This window comes from Candidatus Woesearchaeota archaeon (assembly GCA_027858315.1).
Taxonomy (GTDB): domain Archaea; phylum Nanobdellota; class Nanobdellia; order Woesearchaeales; family UBA583; genus UBA583.
In genome coordinates this window covers 1-14,142 of record JAQICV010000063.1, presented here as the reverse complement: position 1 = coordinate 14,142, position 14,142 = coordinate 1, and the positions used below count along the sequence as shown (strand labels likewise).

Sequence of the window (14,142 nt, the reverse complement as noted above, 5' to 3'; positions counted from 1 at the left end):
GTTGCTGCAGTTGCTGCGGGTGTTTTAATTCAGACTGCAAGTTCTCTACAATCTAAATCTTTAGATGTAGGAAGACAGTCACAAGAAAAGATTACAACTGATATTGAAGTTGTTCAAGTTTACGCTTCAGATACTTCCGATGGAATTATTGATGGTGTAGGTGTTGATACAGTTACTCTAGTTGTGAGATTAGGTTCTGGTTCAGTTCCAATTAAATTAGCAGATCTATTGATTAAAGTAGATACTATGGCTGGTTCTCAAACTGTTGCTGTTGATATTGGAGGAGCTCCTTCTGAAGCTGAGTATCAAACAACTTATATTTCTAATAGTGGTGTTGCTGCAACTGCAGGTTACTTATCTACTGGAGATTTAGCAGAGATTGCATTTACAAATACTAATGATGTGAATGAAGGTGAGACTGCAACTATTAGATTATTAACTAAAAATGGTGCTGTTAAACCTGTTGATTTAACAACTCCAAGTGCAATGACACAAACAACAACTTACTTATTCCCTTAAATTTTTTTAAAGGAATATTTTATTTTCTGATAAATTCTCATTATTTACTTTCTAAAGGCAACAGATGAATTTTATTTTTGAGAGGTTACAAATTTGTATAAAACTTTTTTATTACATTATATATTACAAAGGATTAATTTAATCCCTTATTATTAATAAAATGATATTAACAAATAAAAAAGGTGCACAAGGAATTGGTACTTTGATTATCTTTATTGCGATGATTTTAGTTGCTGCTGTTGCTGCAGGAGTTTTAATTCAGACTGCAAGTTCTCTACAATCTAAAGCTTTAGATGTAGGAAGACAGTCACAAGAAAAGATTACAACTGACATTGAAGTTGTTCAAGTTTACGCTGGTGGAACTGGTGACGGAATTATTTCTGCAGCAGATCCAATTACTATGGTTGTAAGATTAGGTTCTGGTTCAGTTCCAATCAAATTAGCTGATTTGTTAATTAAGATGGATACTACTGCTGGTTCTCAAACAGTAGATGTTATAGCTATTGATGGTGCAGGAGCTGCTACAAATTCAGCATATAATGTATCTTATATCTCAAATAGTGGTGTTGCTGCTTCAGCTAATTATATCTCAACTGGAGATTTAGCTGAGATTTCATTCTTGAAGGATGCAAATCCAATTGGTGAAGGTGAGACTGCAACTATTAGACTATTAACTAAAAATGGTGCTGTTAAACCTGTTGATTTAACAACTCCAAGTGCAATGACACAAACAACAACTTACTTATTCCCTTAAATTTTTTTAAAGGAATATTTTATTTTCTGACAAATTCTCATTATTTACTTTCTAAAGGCAACAGATGAATTTTATTTTTGAGAGGTTACAAATTTGTATAAACTTTTTTATTACATTATATCTTACAAAGGATTAATTTAATCCCTTATTATTAATAAAAATGGTATTAAAAAATAAAAAAGGTGCACAAGGAATTGGTACTTTGATTATCTTTATCGCGATGATTTTAGTTGCTGCAGTTGCTGCAGGAGTACTAATTCAAACTGCAAGTTCTCTACAATCTAAATCTTTAGATGTAGGGAGACAATCACAAGAAAAGATTACAACTGATATTGAGGTTGTTCAAGTTTACGCTTCAGATACTTCTGATGGAATTATTGATGGAACTGCAGTAGATACAATTACTATGGTTGTAAGATTAGGTTCAGGTTCAGTTCCAATTAAATTAGATGATTTAATTATCAAAATGGATACTACTGCTGGTTCTCAAACAACTGAGTATTTGGCTGGTGGTCCAATTTCAGATACTGAATATGATATTACTTATATTTCAAATGGTGGTGTTGCTGGTACTGCGGGTTATTTATCTACTGGAGATTTAGGTGAAGTTGCATTTCTAAACCTAAATGATGTAAATGAAGGTGAAACTGCTACGATTAGATTATTAACTAAGAATGGTGCTGTTAAACCTGTTGATTTAACAACTCCTAGTGCAATGACGCAAACAACAACTTACTTATTCCCTTAAAATTTTGGGAATATTTATTTTGATTTTATATTTTATTTTGATTTTTTTTATGTTAGTTTAATTTTACTATGTTGTGTAGGTATTCTTATCGATATTCTATAGTTACAAATCATTTTTTTACTTTTAAATAACGATAAAACTATTTATTATAATATTATACTTATATATATAAAAATGGATTTAAAAAATTTAGTTAAGAATTTGCATGAGGGTGAATCTACCTCTGGGTTAAAGGAGAACAAAAATATTTTGTGGTTTGAAGAGTTAGGAATTGATGATATTCCTTATGTTGGAGGTAAGAATGCATCACTTGGTGAGATGTATGTTTCTTTATCTAAATTAGGTGTTAAAGTTCCTTATGGTTTTGCAGTTACTGCTAATGCTTACAATCTTTTTGTAGATGGAAGTGGTGTTAAGGATAAAGTTAGAGTACTTTTATCTGATTTAAACACTAAAGATTTAATAAATCTTCAAGAGAGAGGGAGAAAAGTTAGGGCAGCAATTATGGATGCCGAATTTCCTGAAATTTTAAAAATTCAAATTATTAAGGCTTATAGAGCTATGGAAGAAAAGTATGGGAAACATATTGATGTTGCAGTTAGGTCTTCTGCTACTGCGGAGGATTTACCTGATGCATCTTTTGCAGGACAGCAAGAAACTTATTTGAATGTTCATTCTGATGAGCAATTGTTACATTCTTGTAAAAAATGTTTTGCTTCATTGTTTACTGATAGAGCAATTTCTTATAGAGTAGATAAGGATTTTGATCATTTTAATATTGCACTTAGTATTGGTGTTCAAAAAATGGTGAGATCAGATTTATCTTGTTCAGGAGTTATGTTTTCAATTGATACTGAGAGTGGTTTTGATAAAGTAGCATTTATTACTGGTGCTTATGGTTTAGGTGAGAATGTTGTTCAAGGTGCTGTTAATCCTGATGAGTATATTGTTTTTAAGCCAACTCTAGAAGAAGGTTATAGACCAATTATTTCTAAGACTGTTGGAGAGAAACATCTTAGAATGGTTTATGATACAAGTGGTTCTAAATTAACTAAAAATATTCCTGTTTCTAAAGAGATGCAAGAAAAATTTGTTCTGAAAGATGATGAAGTTTTAATGCTTGCTAAATGGGCAATTATTATTGAAGATCATTATTCTGCAAAGAAGGGTCATTATCAACCTATGGATATGGAATGGGCTAAAGATGGTCAAACTGGTGAATTATTTATTGTTCAAGCAAGACCTGAAACTGTTCAATCTAGGAAAGATAGAACTAAAGTTGAAACTTATGAGATGGTTGAGACTGGAAAAATTTTAGTTCAAGGTGTAAGTGTTGGGTCAAAGATTGGACATGGACAAGTAAAGATTATTCATGATATTCATGAGGCTAATAATTTTGAGAAAGGTGATATTTTAGTTACTGATATGACTGATCCTGATTGGGAGCCAATTATGAAGAAAGCTAGTGCAATTATTACTAATAGAGGTGGAAGAACTTGTCATGCGGCAATTATTTCAAGAGAAATGGGAGTTCCTGCTGTTGTTGGTTGTAGTAATGCAACTACTGCTTTGAAAGTTAATTCGAAAGTTACTGTTTCATGTGCTGGAGGAGAAGTAGGATATATTTTTGAAGGATTTTTGAAATATAAAATTACTGAGTTTAAGGTTGATAATGTTCCTGAAACAAAAACTAAAATTATGCTTAATTTAGGTAATCCTCATTTAGCTTTTTCACAAAGTTTCTTACCTAATGATGGTGTTGGTTTAGCAAGAGAAGAATTCATTATTAATTCTGGAATTCAAATTCATCCAAATGCTTTACTTGACTATGCAAATTTGAAGAAGAATCCTAAAGCTTTAGAAGATGTTAAAAAGATTGAAGCTCTTACTAAGGGATATGATGATAAAGTTCAATACTATGTAGATAAATTAGCTGAAGGAGTTGCAACTATTGCTGCTGCTTTTTATCCTAAAAAGGTTATTATTAGACTTTCAGATTTTAAATCTAATGAGTATGCAAATTTAATTGGTGGTAGATTTTATGAGCCTGTTGAAGATAATCCTATGATTGGATTTAGAGGTGCTTCAAGGTATTATTCTCCTGCTTTTAAAGAGGCTTTTAAATTAGAAATTGTTGCTATGAAGAAAGTTAGAGAAGAGTTTGGTTTAAAGAATATTAGACTTATGATTCCATTTTGTAGGACAGTAACTGAAGCTAAGAAGGTTTTACAGGTAATTAAAGAAGGTGGTCTTGAGAGAGGTAAAGATGGTTTAGAGATTTACTTGATGTGTGAGATTCCTTCTAATGTTATCTTAGCAGATCAATTTTTAGATTTAGTTGATGGTTATTCATTAGGAACTAACGATTTAACTCAATTAACTCTTGGATTAGATAGAGATTCAGAATTAGTATCTCATGTTTATGATGAGAGAGATCAATCTGTGAAGGATTTAGTTGCAGCAGTAATTAACAAATGTAATGAGAGAGGAAAGTACATTGGAATTTGTGGACAAGCACCTTCAGATTATCCAGAATTTGCTGAATTTGTTGTTGAGGCAGGAATTCAAACTATGTCTTTGAATCCGGATACTGTTGTTAAAACAAAATTAGCTATTGCTGAATTAGAGCATAAATTAGCAAAAAAACCTGGTAAATTTAATGCTGGTTTTCAAATTAAGTCTTCTCATAAAACTGCTCCAGTAAAGAAGAAAGCTGTTGCTAAAAAGGTTGCACCTAATAAAGTTGTTGCTAAAAAAAAAGTAACTAAAGTTTCTAAATCTAAAAAAAAATAATTTTTTAATAAATTATTAATCTAGTTTTAATAAGTGAAAATAAGAAATGAAGATTATTTTTTATATAATTTCTTTTTTTGTTTGTACATTTTCTCATCTGCTTTTTTTAGAAATTCACTTATGTTAATAGTTTCTTTATAATTATGTGTAGCAATACCATAACAAAATCCCATATTGTATGGTTTAATTTTTCTTTTGTTATAATTATTAACTTTCGTTGTAATTCTTCTAATTATGTCTTCAACTTGTTTTTCAGTGTTTTTATTATCGAATATTATCAAAAATTCATCACCTCCAATTCTTATTATATACTCTGTATTTCTTAGAGTTTTTTTGATTATTTTATTTATTTGTATTATATATTCATCACCTTCATGATGTCCGTATTTATCATTTACAATTTTTAGTTTGTTAATATCTATGAATGCAATAATAAGATTCTTTTTATGTCTTTTTGTTTTATTTAATTCTTTTTCTAATATTTCAAGACCTGTTTTTCTATTAAGTGTTTTTGTTAGACAGTCAGTGCTTGAAAGGTATTTTAATTTTTTATTTGTTTCTTTTAATTCTTTATTTTTAAGTGAAATAATTGTAATTAAAATTCCAATAAATCCACCAATAATGAATGGTAAAAAGAAATATCTAAAAGAAATTATAATTTCTTTATTATTGGATATATCTATAAATCTGATAAATGAAAGTAATAAAATTCCTCCTAAAATTGCACTAAGTATGCATAGAATTACTTTTTTTGTAATCATTTTATATAGATTTAAGAATATTAAAATATATAAATGTTTGTTTTGATAGTTTATAGTAATTTTTGATTTTTTCTATAGATTTATACAGTAAAAATGGTTTTTCAATCATTTTTGGCGTATTATTTATTCTGGTTTCAATAAAGGATATATCTGGTTTCATACATAGAATAATATCCATAAAGGATTTAGGTAATTAAAAATGAAAAAAAGTTTAATGATAATGGTATTACTGATGTTTGGACTTGTTGCAAGTGTTTTTGCATATCAAGGTAATTCTGATGTTCAAAGTCCATACTATAGTGATGAGAGACATGAAGATATGACTGATGCATTTGATGCTTTAGATTATTCTAGTTGGTATGATTTAATGACTCAAGATGGTAGAACTCCTGGAGTTTTAAGAACTGTGAATGAAGATAATTTTGAAGTTTTTGCTGAGATGGGAGAAGCTAGACTTGCAGGTGATTTAACTAGAGCCGATGATTTAAAATCTGAACTTGGTTTAGGGCAAGGACAAATGAAGAGAGGTTCTAGTTCTAAAGGTTCATCTCAAAAAGGAATTGGGAATTCAGGAAATTGTATGTATAATTAAGTTTATATACATTTAATTTTATATATATAATATGGTTGGTGATTATTATGGTCTTGGTGGCCATATGGGTTTTATGGGTTATGGTATTTTTATACAGATTTTATTGTTTGTAGCATTTTTACTTATTATGTTTTGGGTTGTGAAATCTGGAAATATTTCTAATGATACTGCCGATGAGATTTTAAAGAAAAGGTTTGTTAAAGGAGAAATTACGAAGAAAGAGTATAATGATTTGAAAAAGGAGATTTCTAAGTAAAAATGTTTAGAAAACAAATTGAAGTTCCACTTAGTAGATTGATTATAGGTTTTGGACTTATATTTTTTTTAGGAGTTTTATTTGCGATTATTAATGGTTATTATACTGAGGAGAGTGGGGATCCATTACCTTTTATTGTTTATGTTATTTCAATTGTTTCTTTATTTATTGGTGTTGTGATTATTTTACTTTTTCAAACAAAAATTAGTAAAGTTCAACTTAATTCTATTTTGAAATTGCTTGAAAAAGATGAAGCGGAAGTAGTTAGAACTTTGATTGAACATAATTATAGGTTGGAACAGAATCATCTAGTAGCATATACTGGTTATAATAAAGTTAGAATTTCTAGGATTTTAAAAAAACTAGAACAAAGAGGAGTTATTGAGAAGCGAAATCTGGGAAATACGAATCTTTTAATCTTGAATTTAAAATAAAAATCTGAGTTGTCTCTACTTTCAAATTACTAAATCTATTTAAATATTATTTTGATGAATGGTTTTTATGAAAAGTAATTATAAATTTTCAACTTTGTTAAGTAAAAGAAAAGAAATTAGCTATATTTTTTTAGGTGTAGGACTGTTATTATTCGTTTTGAATATTACTTCTTTAATAGGATATGTTAATACATTGGAGTACCCATTTATGTTGTTTAATATTTCGATTTTTGGTTCAATGTTATTAGTTGTATTCGCAGTTTATGAGATTTTAGAGAGAAGGGATTAATTTTTAATCCCCCACCAATAATAATAAACTTATTTTAACTAGATTGATTATATTTTTTTAATGTCTGAGCACAATTATTTTGATAAACACTTTGATTATGGTAGTTTCTTACCTTTGTTCTTATTTATTTTAGGTATTTATACTTTGTATTTGTTTTTAATAGAGGACTTTGCTTCAGGAGTTATGGTGATGGTTATTTCTTTTGCAGTTTATGTTTTAAATAATATTTTAATTAATTTTTATGGATTTACTACTGTATTTAATGAGTATTTAGAGGATATTGCGGTTTATTTAGTTTTTGGTCTTACAACTATTGTTTTTGGTCTTTTGTTTTATCAAGGAGATTTACTTGTTCTTGTAGTTTTATTTTTTTATGCGATTAGCTTAGTTTTGAATCTTGCAAGAAATTGGATTTTGAAACTTAAAAATTCTATGGGATGGCCAATTTCACTTAACGGTATTTTCTTCCCAATTGTTTTTTATATTTATAGATTTTATTTAGGTAATCCTGGTGATTCTATCTTTTTGATTTTTTATATTGCTGTCACTTTGATGGCAATTTCTCATCATAATTTTCTAGGATATAAGGAAGATACTAAAGAGAAGATTAAAGTTGTAGATGTTTTGCCTTCTAGAAATAAAAAATCTAAAGATAAAGTAGATGAATTAGGTAAAATTTGGAATAAGAAAAAAGTTATTTAAATTCGACCTTTTTTGCTTCAATTTTAGTTTTTCCAAACATTAGTTGAATTAGAACTTTTGGGATTGTAATTGAGCCATCTTTATTTTGATAGTTTTCTATTATTGCAACCATTGCTCTTGATGTTGCAAGAGCAGTATTGTTTAATGAGTGTGGTGTGTATTGTTTTTTACCATCAAATACTTTTATATTTGCTCTTCTTGATTGAGCTTCAGTTAGATTTGAACATGAAGCTACTTCAAAATATTCATCTTTTCTTGGAGAATATACTTCAATATCTTCAGATTTGTATTTTAAATCTGAAAGATCTCCACTACAACATTCAAGAGTTCTTATTGGAAGTTCTAGAGCTTTGAAAATTTCAATTGTGTTATTTAAGATTTCCTCATATAATTTTTCTGAGTCTTCAGGTTCACAAATTATTACTTGTTCTACTTTATTGAATTGGTGAGTTCTAAATAATCCTTTTTCATCTATTCCATGAGAACCAATTTCTTGCCTAAATGACATTGAATATCCAAAAATTTTAATTGGTAAGTCTTTTTTTTCTAGAGTTTTATCTTTAAACATTGCAACTAAGGGATGCTCAGCTGTAGCTATAAGGTATTGGTCTTTTCCATCTATTTTGTATGCGTGTTCTTCAAAGTCAGAGAAAGGCATAACTGAATGAACAGCATTCTCATTTAGTATCAGAGGAGGTTCTATATAGGTATAACCTTTTTTGTGCATGAATTCTATTGTGAACCTAATAAGTGCTTGATTTAGTAGTCCTAAGTCGCCTTTAAGATAGTAAAATCCGTTTCCTGCGACCTTTGATGATGTTTCAAAGTCTGCAATGTCTAAATTTTCACAAACTTCAATATGAGATTTTACTTCGAAGTCTTTTTTTGTAGGTTTTCCGAAGAGTTCTCCTACTACATTTTCTTTATCATTTTTTCCTAGTGGGACGCTATCTGCGATGATATTTGGTATTTCAAATTGTAGAAGTGAGATTCTTTCTTTTATTTCAGATAGTTCTTTGTCTTTATCTGTTAATTGTTTTGGAATTTCTTTTGCTTGTTTGAAAAATTCAGTTGCATCTTCACCTTTCTTTTTTGCTTCAGAAATTCCTTTACTTACTTTATTTCTTTGAGCTCTTAGATTTTCTACATCTTTTAGAAGCTTTAGATAAGTTTCATCAAGTGTTAAAAGTTCATCTAGTATTTTTTCTTTTTCATGTCTGAATTTTTTTTTAATGTTATTTCTTACTAATTCAGGGTTTTCTCTAATAAATTTCAGGTCGAGCATATAATTTATAAGAAAGGAATACTTTTTAAATATTTTGTTATGATTACTTAGAGTTTTTTGAAAAATATTTATAAATCAACAAGTAAATTAATTATTATGGTCCTGTAGCATAATCTGGATTAGTGCTTTAGGTTTCGGCCCTAATTATCCGGGTTCAAATCCCGGCAGGATCTTTTCTTCGAATAATGAATGGTTCCATTCTTGAATTAGCTTTAATATTTTTGAATAATAATACTTTATAAATCATTGATTTATATTATTTATATAATGGAACTTTTGTTAAAGAAATATTTTGGTTACGATAAGTTTAGGCCTATGCAATTAGATATTATTAACAATGTTCTTCAAAAAAGAGATTCACTAGTTCTTATGCCAACGGGAGGAGGTAAATCTTTATGTTATCAAATTCCAGCACTTAAGTTTGATGGACTTACAATAGTTATTTCTCCACTTATTTCTTTGATGAAAGATCAAGTTGATGCTCTAAAAGCTAATGGAGTTGATGCAGAGTATATTAATTCTACTTTATCTGTAGATGAGACTAAAGATATTATTACGAGAATTGAAAAAAAAGAAATTAAAATATTATACATTACACCCGAGCGATTGGCATTGAAAAGTTTTAGAGCATTTCTCTCTAATATTACAGTTACTCTAATTGCAATTGATGAGGCTCATTGTATCTGTGAGTGGGGCCATGATTTTCGAAAAGATTATTTAGGTCTAAAATTTCTAAAAGATTATTTTGTAGGGGTGCCAATTATTGCTTTGACTGCTACTGCTACTTCAAAAGTGAAAGATGAGATTTTAAAGCAACTAAATTTAGATAATCCTGAAGTATTTGTTTCTAGTTTTAATAGAGATAATCTTAATTTAACTGTTGCATCTAAAACTAATTCTTTTGCTAAAATCTTATGTTTAGTTGAAAAAAATAGAAATGATTCTATAATTATTTATTGCCATTCCAGGCAAGATACAGAGATTATGGCAAAAGGATTAAACAAGTATGGGTTCAGGGCACTTGAATATCATGCAGGTCTTTCTACTCGAATAAGGGAGCGTAATCAAGAATTATTTATTAATAATAAAGTAAATATCATAATTGCAACAATAGCATTTGGTATGGGAATAGATAAATCTAATGTTAGGGTCATCATTCATGATACTTTTTCTAAATCTATTGAAAACTATTATCAAGAAATTGGAAGGGCCGGTCGTGATGGTCTTAATAGTCAATGTATTTTATTTTACTCTCAAGATGATATAAAAAAACATGAGTTTTTTATTGATTTGTTGCCTAACAGTACTTTAAGAAAATCAAATAATGCCAAATTAAATCAGATGGTTTCATATTGTGAAACTAAGTCTTGTAGAAGAAAGTATCTCTTAGAATATTTTGGTGAATCATTCTTGAAAGATAATTGTGGTAAATGTGATATTTGTCTAAAACTTATAGAATTAAATTAATATTGTAAAGACCTATCCGCTATAATAATTATCTATATTTCTAAATAATAATAATACTTTATAAAGTGTATAATTTTTATATTTTTAGAATACTAAAAATGGAGTTATTATTAAAGAAATATTTTGGATATGAAGAATTTAGATCGTTACAATTAGAAGTTATAACTAATGTTTTAGAAAAAAAAGACACACTAGTTTTAATGCCAACAGGTGGAGGGAAATCACTTTGTTATCAAATCCCTGCACTTAAGTTTGAAGGACTGACAATTGTTATTTCACCTTTAATCTCTCTAATGAAAGATCAAGTTGATGCTCTAAAGGTAAATGGAGTTAGTGCTGAGTATATTAATTCTACTTTGACTCCAAAGGTGATTGAGGATATTAAAACAAGAATTGAGAGAAGAGAAGTCAAGATTTTATATATTGCGCCAGAAAGATTATCTTCAGATGAGTTTAAATCATTTCTTCTAGGTGTTGAGATTAGTTTGATTGCAATTGATGAAGCGCATTGTATTTCTGAATGGGGTCATGATTTTCGTAAGGATTATCGAAATTTGAAGTTTTTGAAGAAGATTTTTGTTGGAGTTCCAATTATTGCTTTGACTGCAACAGCTACACAGAAAGTTAAAGAAGATATTTTAAAACAACTTGATTTGGATAATCCTAAAGTTTTTGTGTCTAGTTTTGATAGAGATAATCTTAATTTAATTGTTATGAAGAAGAAAGATACTTTTGATAAAATCTTAGATTTGGTAGATAAGCATAAGAATGAATCTGTGATTATTTATTGTTTTTCTCGAAAAGATACTGAGAGTCTAACTAAGAAGTTAAATGGTTATGGAATGAAGGCACTTGCTTATCATGCAGGTCTTTCTAGTAAAATTAGAAAACAGAATCAAGAATTATTTATTAAAGATAAGGTTGATATTATGGTTGCAACAATTGCTTTTGGAATGGGAATAGATAAACCGGATGTTAGGCTTGTTATTCATCATACATATTCTAAATCTGTTGAAGGTTATTATCAAGAAATAGGGAGGGCAGGTAGGGATGGTTTGCCTAGTGATTGTGTTATGTTTTATTCTAGAGGTGATAGTATGAAGCATGAGTTTTTTGTCAATATGATTGAGGATATTTCTTTGAAGAGAGGAGCTCTTGAAAAATTGAGTGAGATGATGTTTTATTGTGAAAGGAAATCTTGTAGGAGGAAATATCTTTTAGAGTATTTTGGAGAAGAGTTTCCTAAGCATAATTGTAATGGGTGTGATGTTTGTTTAGAACTTCCAGGTGTTGAAGAAATTACTAGTAGTAGAAGTTTTATTAATAAGAAAGTTTCTTATGATTGCATTTTATTTGAAGAATTAAGGGATTTTAGGAAAAAAGTTGCTGAAGATAGAGGTCTTGCGCCTTCTGTTGTTTTTGGAGATGTTGCTTTGAGAGAGATGGCGACTACTTTTCCAAGATCTGAAGAAGATTTTATGAAAGTTAATGGAGTGGGACAGCAAAAATTAAATGATTTTGGTGAAGATTTTTTGATTCTTATTAATGATTATGTCATGCAAAATGAGGTTCTTGAAAGAATAAGTGCAACAAATGTTGAGAGTGATGATGAAGTAGTTAGAAGATTTAGTAAGACAAAGAAAGTTAGAAAAACTAAGAGGGGTGGGAAGGCTAAGAAAAAAGCAACTTCTGATAGTCCTTTGTTTGAGAAGCTTAAGGTATTGAGGAAGAACATCGCAGATAAGAGAAATGTTCCAGCTTTTATGATTTTTTCAGATACTTCGTTAGTTGAAATGACTAAAAAATCTCCTAAGAGTGATAAAGAGTTTTTAGATGTTAAAGGTGTTGGGCCTAAGAAGTTGAATGATTTTGGAGGAGAGTTTTTGATGACTATTAATTCTCATGTGAATTTGAAATAGAAATGTTGATTAATTTTCTCAATCATGTGTTATATTTCATCATTTAATTTCATAACTAAAATAACTTTATAATATGTATTCTGTTTAGCTTTGTATTATGGATTATGAAGAATTAAATATGCAAAGATATGCTACGAAGAAATTTGATGGTAAGAAGGTGTCAAAAGAGGTTGTAGATAAGATTAAAGAGATTGTTAGGTTTAGTCCTTCTTCTTTTAATTTTCAACCTTGGAAGATTAAGGTTATTGATGATAATGATATGTTTGTGGAGTTGGAGAAGGCTTCATTATTTAATAAACAAATATCTAATTGTTCTCATTTGTTTGTTTTTTGTGTTCCTAAAGATTTAGAGGAGAAAAAATCCAAATTATTAGAATTAATGGGGGAAAATGGAATGCCTCAGGAAACTTTAGATTTTTATGATAATTTACTTGTGAAGTGGTTTGAAAATTATAGTGAACAAGATAAAATTAATTTTGCTACAAATCAAGCGTACATTGCTCTTGAAAATTTAATGATGGCAGCTAAATCTTTTGGTGTTGATTCATGTCCTATAGAAGGATTTGAGAAAGATAAATATCAAAAATATTTAGAGATTCCTGAAGAATATGTACCTGTTGTTATTTGTCCTATTGGTTATGGTGCAGATGAAAAAAAATCTAAACTCAGATTTGATTCTGAAGAGATTTATTTTCAATAAATATCTTAATAAATCTTATAAAATTAATTTAATCTATTTCAAATTTTCGGGCAAATTTTTTAATTTTTTCTGTTTCTAAGTTTAATATGTTTTTTTTTGTTTTCATTAGGTTGGAGATTATTATTTTTTCAATCATAGTTAATTTGTTATATATTATTTCACCTTTGAATTTTTCAGATATAATTGCTTTGTCTCTTAATTCTTTAGGATAAGATTCTTCAAATTCTTTTTGGAATTCATCTTCTAAAAGTCCACAAATATATAGTCCTATTTTTTTAGTTAATAGTTCTTTTAAATTTATTTTAATAAATTTTTTTAGTTTTCTATCTATTGTTCCAGCATATATTGAACCACCAATTAGTATTTTATCATATTTTGAAATTTCGATATTGTTATTTTCTCTTATATTTATCATTTCTGAATTAAGCGTTTGAGATAAGATTTTTGAGATTTTTTCACAACTTCCATGTTTACTAGAATAAATGATTATTGTTTTCATATAATTTTTTAAAAATTGATGTTTATAACTTTTACTTTTTTTAAATTAGTTTTATAAATGTTATATTGTTATTATTTGTATGAAAGTTATACATGGTACTGTGATACTTAAGTTGATTAAAGAAGAAAATATCTCTTCTTTGGATGAATTGAAGTCTAAAATTAAAGAGATATATGGAGATGTTTTATTTACTAATTGTTTTAAAAAAGATAATACTTTTAATGAGATTATGGAGTTTTTTGTTTCTAATGGGAAAATTTTTGTGAAAAATGATAAAGTTGGTCTGGATTTGAGTGGATGTTCTTGCTCAATTTGATTATAGAATACCTTATAGTACTAACAAAGATTTAATAAGGTTATAAATCCTAATTTTCTAATGAGCATTAGCTATATTTTTGATAAATACAATCAGTTTATAGTAATT

The 14,142-nt window shown here is 28.4% G+C and carries 16 protein-coding genes and 1 tRNA gene; 14 read left to right on the top strand and 3 right to left on the bottom strand.

All coding sequences use genetic code 11. From position 1 onward, the window contains the following. The 4 genes from PF569_05690 to ppsA all read left to right on the top strand — a co-directional run. On the top strand, positions 1 to 519 hold a 519-nt coding region (locus PF569_05690; GenBank protein ID MDA3855728.1), incomplete at its 5' end, for a hypothetical protein. Positions 520 to 679: 160 nt separating this feature from the next. Next, complete coding sequence (locus PF569_05685) at positions 680 to 1,273, top strand: hypothetical protein (protein ID MDA3855727.1); 594 nt, start codon at positions 680 to 682, stop codon at positions 1,271 to 1,273. A gap of 160 nt (positions 1,274 to 1,433) precedes the next feature. Beyond that, positions 1,434 to 2,021 (top strand): hypothetical protein, encoded by a 588-nt coding sequence (locus tag PF569_05680; GenBank protein MDA3855726.1) that lies wholly within the window; start codon positions 1,434 to 1,436, stop codon positions 2,019 to 2,021. A 174-nt stretch (positions 2,022 to 2,195) separates the two neighbouring features. Further along, a complete protein-coding gene (gene ppsA, locus PF569_05675) occupies positions 2,196 to 4,814 on the top strand; it encodes a phosphoenolpyruvate synthase (GenBank protein MDA3855725.1) in 2,619 nt (872 codons plus the stop codon). Between the two features lie 53 nt (positions 4,815 to 4,867). Here the strand turns inward: ppsA and PF569_05670 are convergent, their stop codons facing one another. Further along, complete coding sequence (locus PF569_05670) at positions 4,868 to 5,575, bottom strand: GGDEF domain-containing protein (protein ID MDA3855724.1); 708 nt, start codon at positions 5,573 to 5,575, stop codon at positions 4,868 to 4,870. A gap of 199 nt (positions 5,576 to 5,774) precedes the next feature. Here PF569_05670 and PF569_05665 point away from each other — a divergent pair, with 199 nt between their 5' ends. The 5 genes from PF569_05665 to PF569_05645 all read left to right on the top strand — a co-directional run bounded on the left by PF569_05665 (position 5,775) and on the right by PF569_05645 (position 7,848). After that, positions 5,775 to 6,167, top strand: a complete 393-nt coding sequence (locus PF569_05665; GenBank protein MDA3855723.1) for a hypothetical protein — start codon at positions 5,775 to 5,777, stop codon at positions 6,165 to 6,167. A 31-nt stretch (positions 6,168 to 6,198) separates the two neighbouring features. After that, positions 6,199 to 6,423, top strand: coding sequence for an SHOCT domain-containing protein (locus tag PF569_05660; GenBank protein ID MDA3855722.1), 225 nt, complete (start codon positions 6,199 to 6,201; stop codon positions 6,421 to 6,423). 2 nt (positions 6,424 to 6,425) lie between these two features. Then, positions 6,426 to 6,857: a hypothetical protein gene (locus tag PF569_05655; GenBank protein MDA3855721.1), complete on the top strand. Its 432-nt coding sequence runs from the start codon at positions 6,426 to 6,428 to the stop codon at positions 6,855 to 6,857. Between the two features lie 67 nt (positions 6,858 to 6,924). Continuing rightward, the gene (locus PF569_05650) at positions 6,925 to 7,146 is read left to right on the top strand and encodes a hypothetical protein (GenBank protein ID MDA3855720.1); all 222 of its coding nucleotides are present in this window, start codon (positions 6,925 to 6,927) and stop codon (positions 7,144 to 7,146) included. A gap of 60 nt (positions 7,147 to 7,206) precedes the next feature. Continuing rightward, positions 7,207 to 7,848 (top strand): hypothetical protein, encoded by a 642-nt coding sequence (locus tag PF569_05645; protein ID MDA3855719.1) that lies wholly within the window; start codon positions 7,207 to 7,209, stop codon positions 7,846 to 7,848. Here PF569_05645 and serS read toward each other — a convergent pair. Then, positions 7,841 to 9,133 carry a serine--tRNA ligase gene (gene serS / locus PF569_05640; GenBank protein ID MDA3855718.1) on the bottom strand — a complete coding sequence of 431 codons (1,293 nt, stop codon included), beginning with the start codon at positions 9,131 to 9,133 and terminating at the stop codon, positions 7,841 to 7,843. The genes PF569_05645 and serS overlap by 8 nt on opposite strands. Before the next feature lie 98 nt (positions 9,134 to 9,231). Here serS and PF569_05635 point away from each other — a divergent pair. From PF569_05635 to PF569_05620, 4 genes are all read left to right on the top strand, one after another. Then, positions 9,232 to 9,306: transfer RNA gene (locus PF569_05635), tRNA-Arg, on the top strand. 94 nt (positions 9,307 to 9,400) lie between these two features. Continuing rightward, positions 9,401 to 10,600 carry an ATP-dependent DNA helicase gene (locus PF569_05630; GenBank protein ID MDA3855717.1) on the top strand — a complete coding sequence of 400 codons (1,200 nt, stop codon included), beginning with the start codon at positions 9,401 to 9,403 and terminating at the stop codon, positions 10,598 to 10,600. Positions 10,601 to 10,698: 98 nt separating this feature from the next. After that, on the top strand, positions 10,699 to 12,519 hold the full coding sequence (locus PF569_05625; protein ID MDA3855716.1) for an ATP-dependent DNA helicase: 1,821 nt from the start codon (positions 10,699 to 10,701) through the stop codon (positions 12,517 to 12,519). A 97-nt stretch (positions 12,520 to 12,616) separates the two neighbouring features. Next, on the top strand, positions 12,617 to 13,219 hold the full coding sequence (locus PF569_05620) for an NAD(P)H-dependent oxidoreductase (protein MDA3855715.1): 603 nt from the start codon (positions 12,617 to 12,619) through the stop codon (positions 13,217 to 13,219). 28 nt (positions 13,220 to 13,247) lie between these two features. On the opposite strand, the gene PF569_05615 is transcribed toward PF569_05620, so the two are convergent. Next, positions 13,248 to 13,718, bottom strand: a complete 471-nt coding sequence (locus PF569_05615; protein ID MDA3855714.1) for a flavodoxin — start codon at positions 13,716 to 13,718, stop codon at positions 13,248 to 13,250. Positions 13,719 to 13,797: 79 nt separating this feature from the next. On the opposite strand from PF569_05615, the gene PF569_05610 reads away from it, so the two are divergent. Continuing rightward, complete coding sequence (locus PF569_05610; GenBank protein MDA3855713.1) at positions 13,798 to 14,034, top strand: DUF2492 family protein; 237 nt, start codon at positions 13,798 to 13,800, stop codon at positions 14,032 to 14,034. Positions 14,035 to 14,142: the final 108 nt, after the last annotated feature.

What these genes read in the sequence shown, in the direction of transcription:
- PF569_05670 (MDA3855724.1), bottom strand. Translation starts at nt 5,575, where the DNA reads ATGATTACAAAAAAAGTAATTCTATGCATACTTAGTGCAATTTTAGGA.
- PF569_05655 (MDA3855721.1), top strand. Translation starts at nt 6,426, where the DNA reads ATGTTTAGAAAACAAATTGAAGTTCCACTTAGTAGATTGATTATAGGT.
- serS (MDA3855718.1), bottom strand. Translation starts at nt 9,133, where the DNA reads ATGCTCGACCTGAAATTTATTAGAGAAAACCCTGAATTAGTAAGAAAT.
- ppsA (MDA3855725.1), top strand. Translation starts at nt 2,196, where the DNA reads ATGGATTTAAAAAATTTAGTTAAGAATTTGCATGAGGGTGAATCTACC.
- PF569_05620 (MDA3855715.1), top strand. Translation starts at nt 12,617, where the DNA reads ATGGATTATGAAGAATTAAATATGCAAAGATATGCTACGAAGAAATTT.
- PF569_05625 (MDA3855716.1), top strand. Translation starts at nt 10,699, where the DNA reads ATGGAGTTATTATTAAAGAAATATTTTGGATATGAAGAATTTAGATCG.
- PF569_05665 (MDA3855723.1), top strand. Translation starts at nt 5,775, where the DNA reads ATGAAAAAAAGTTTAATGATAATGGTATTACTGATGTTTGGACTTGTT.
- PF569_05610 (MDA3855713.1), top strand. Translation starts at nt 13,798, where the DNA reads ATGAAAGTTATACATGGTACTGTGATACTTAAGTTGATTAAAGAAGAA.
- PF569_05660 (MDA3855722.1), top strand. Translation starts at nt 6,199, where the DNA reads ATGGTTGGTGATTATTATGGTCTTGGTGGCCATATGGGTTTTATGGGT.
- PF569_05630 (MDA3855717.1), top strand. Translation starts at nt 9,401, where the DNA reads ATGGAACTTTTGTTAAAGAAATATTTTGGTTACGATAAGTTTAGGCCT.
- PF569_05650 (MDA3855720.1), top strand. Translation starts at nt 6,925, where the DNA reads ATGAAAAGTAATTATAAATTTTCAACTTTGTTAAGTAAAAGAAAAGAA.
- PF569_05685 (MDA3855727.1), top strand. Translation starts at nt 680, where the DNA reads ATGATATTAACAAATAAAAAAGGTGCACAAGGAATTGGTACTTTGATT.
- PF569_05680 (MDA3855726.1), top strand. Translation starts at nt 1,434, where the DNA reads ATGGTATTAAAAAATAAAAAAGGTGCACAAGGAATTGGTACTTTGATT.
- PF569_05615 (MDA3855714.1), bottom strand. Translation starts at nt 13,718, where the DNA reads ATGAAAACAATAATCATTTATTCTAGTAAACATGGAAGTTGTGAAAAA.
- PF569_05645 (MDA3855719.1), top strand. Translation starts at nt 7,207, where the DNA reads ATGTCTGAGCACAATTATTTTGATAAACACTTTGATTATGGTAGTTTC.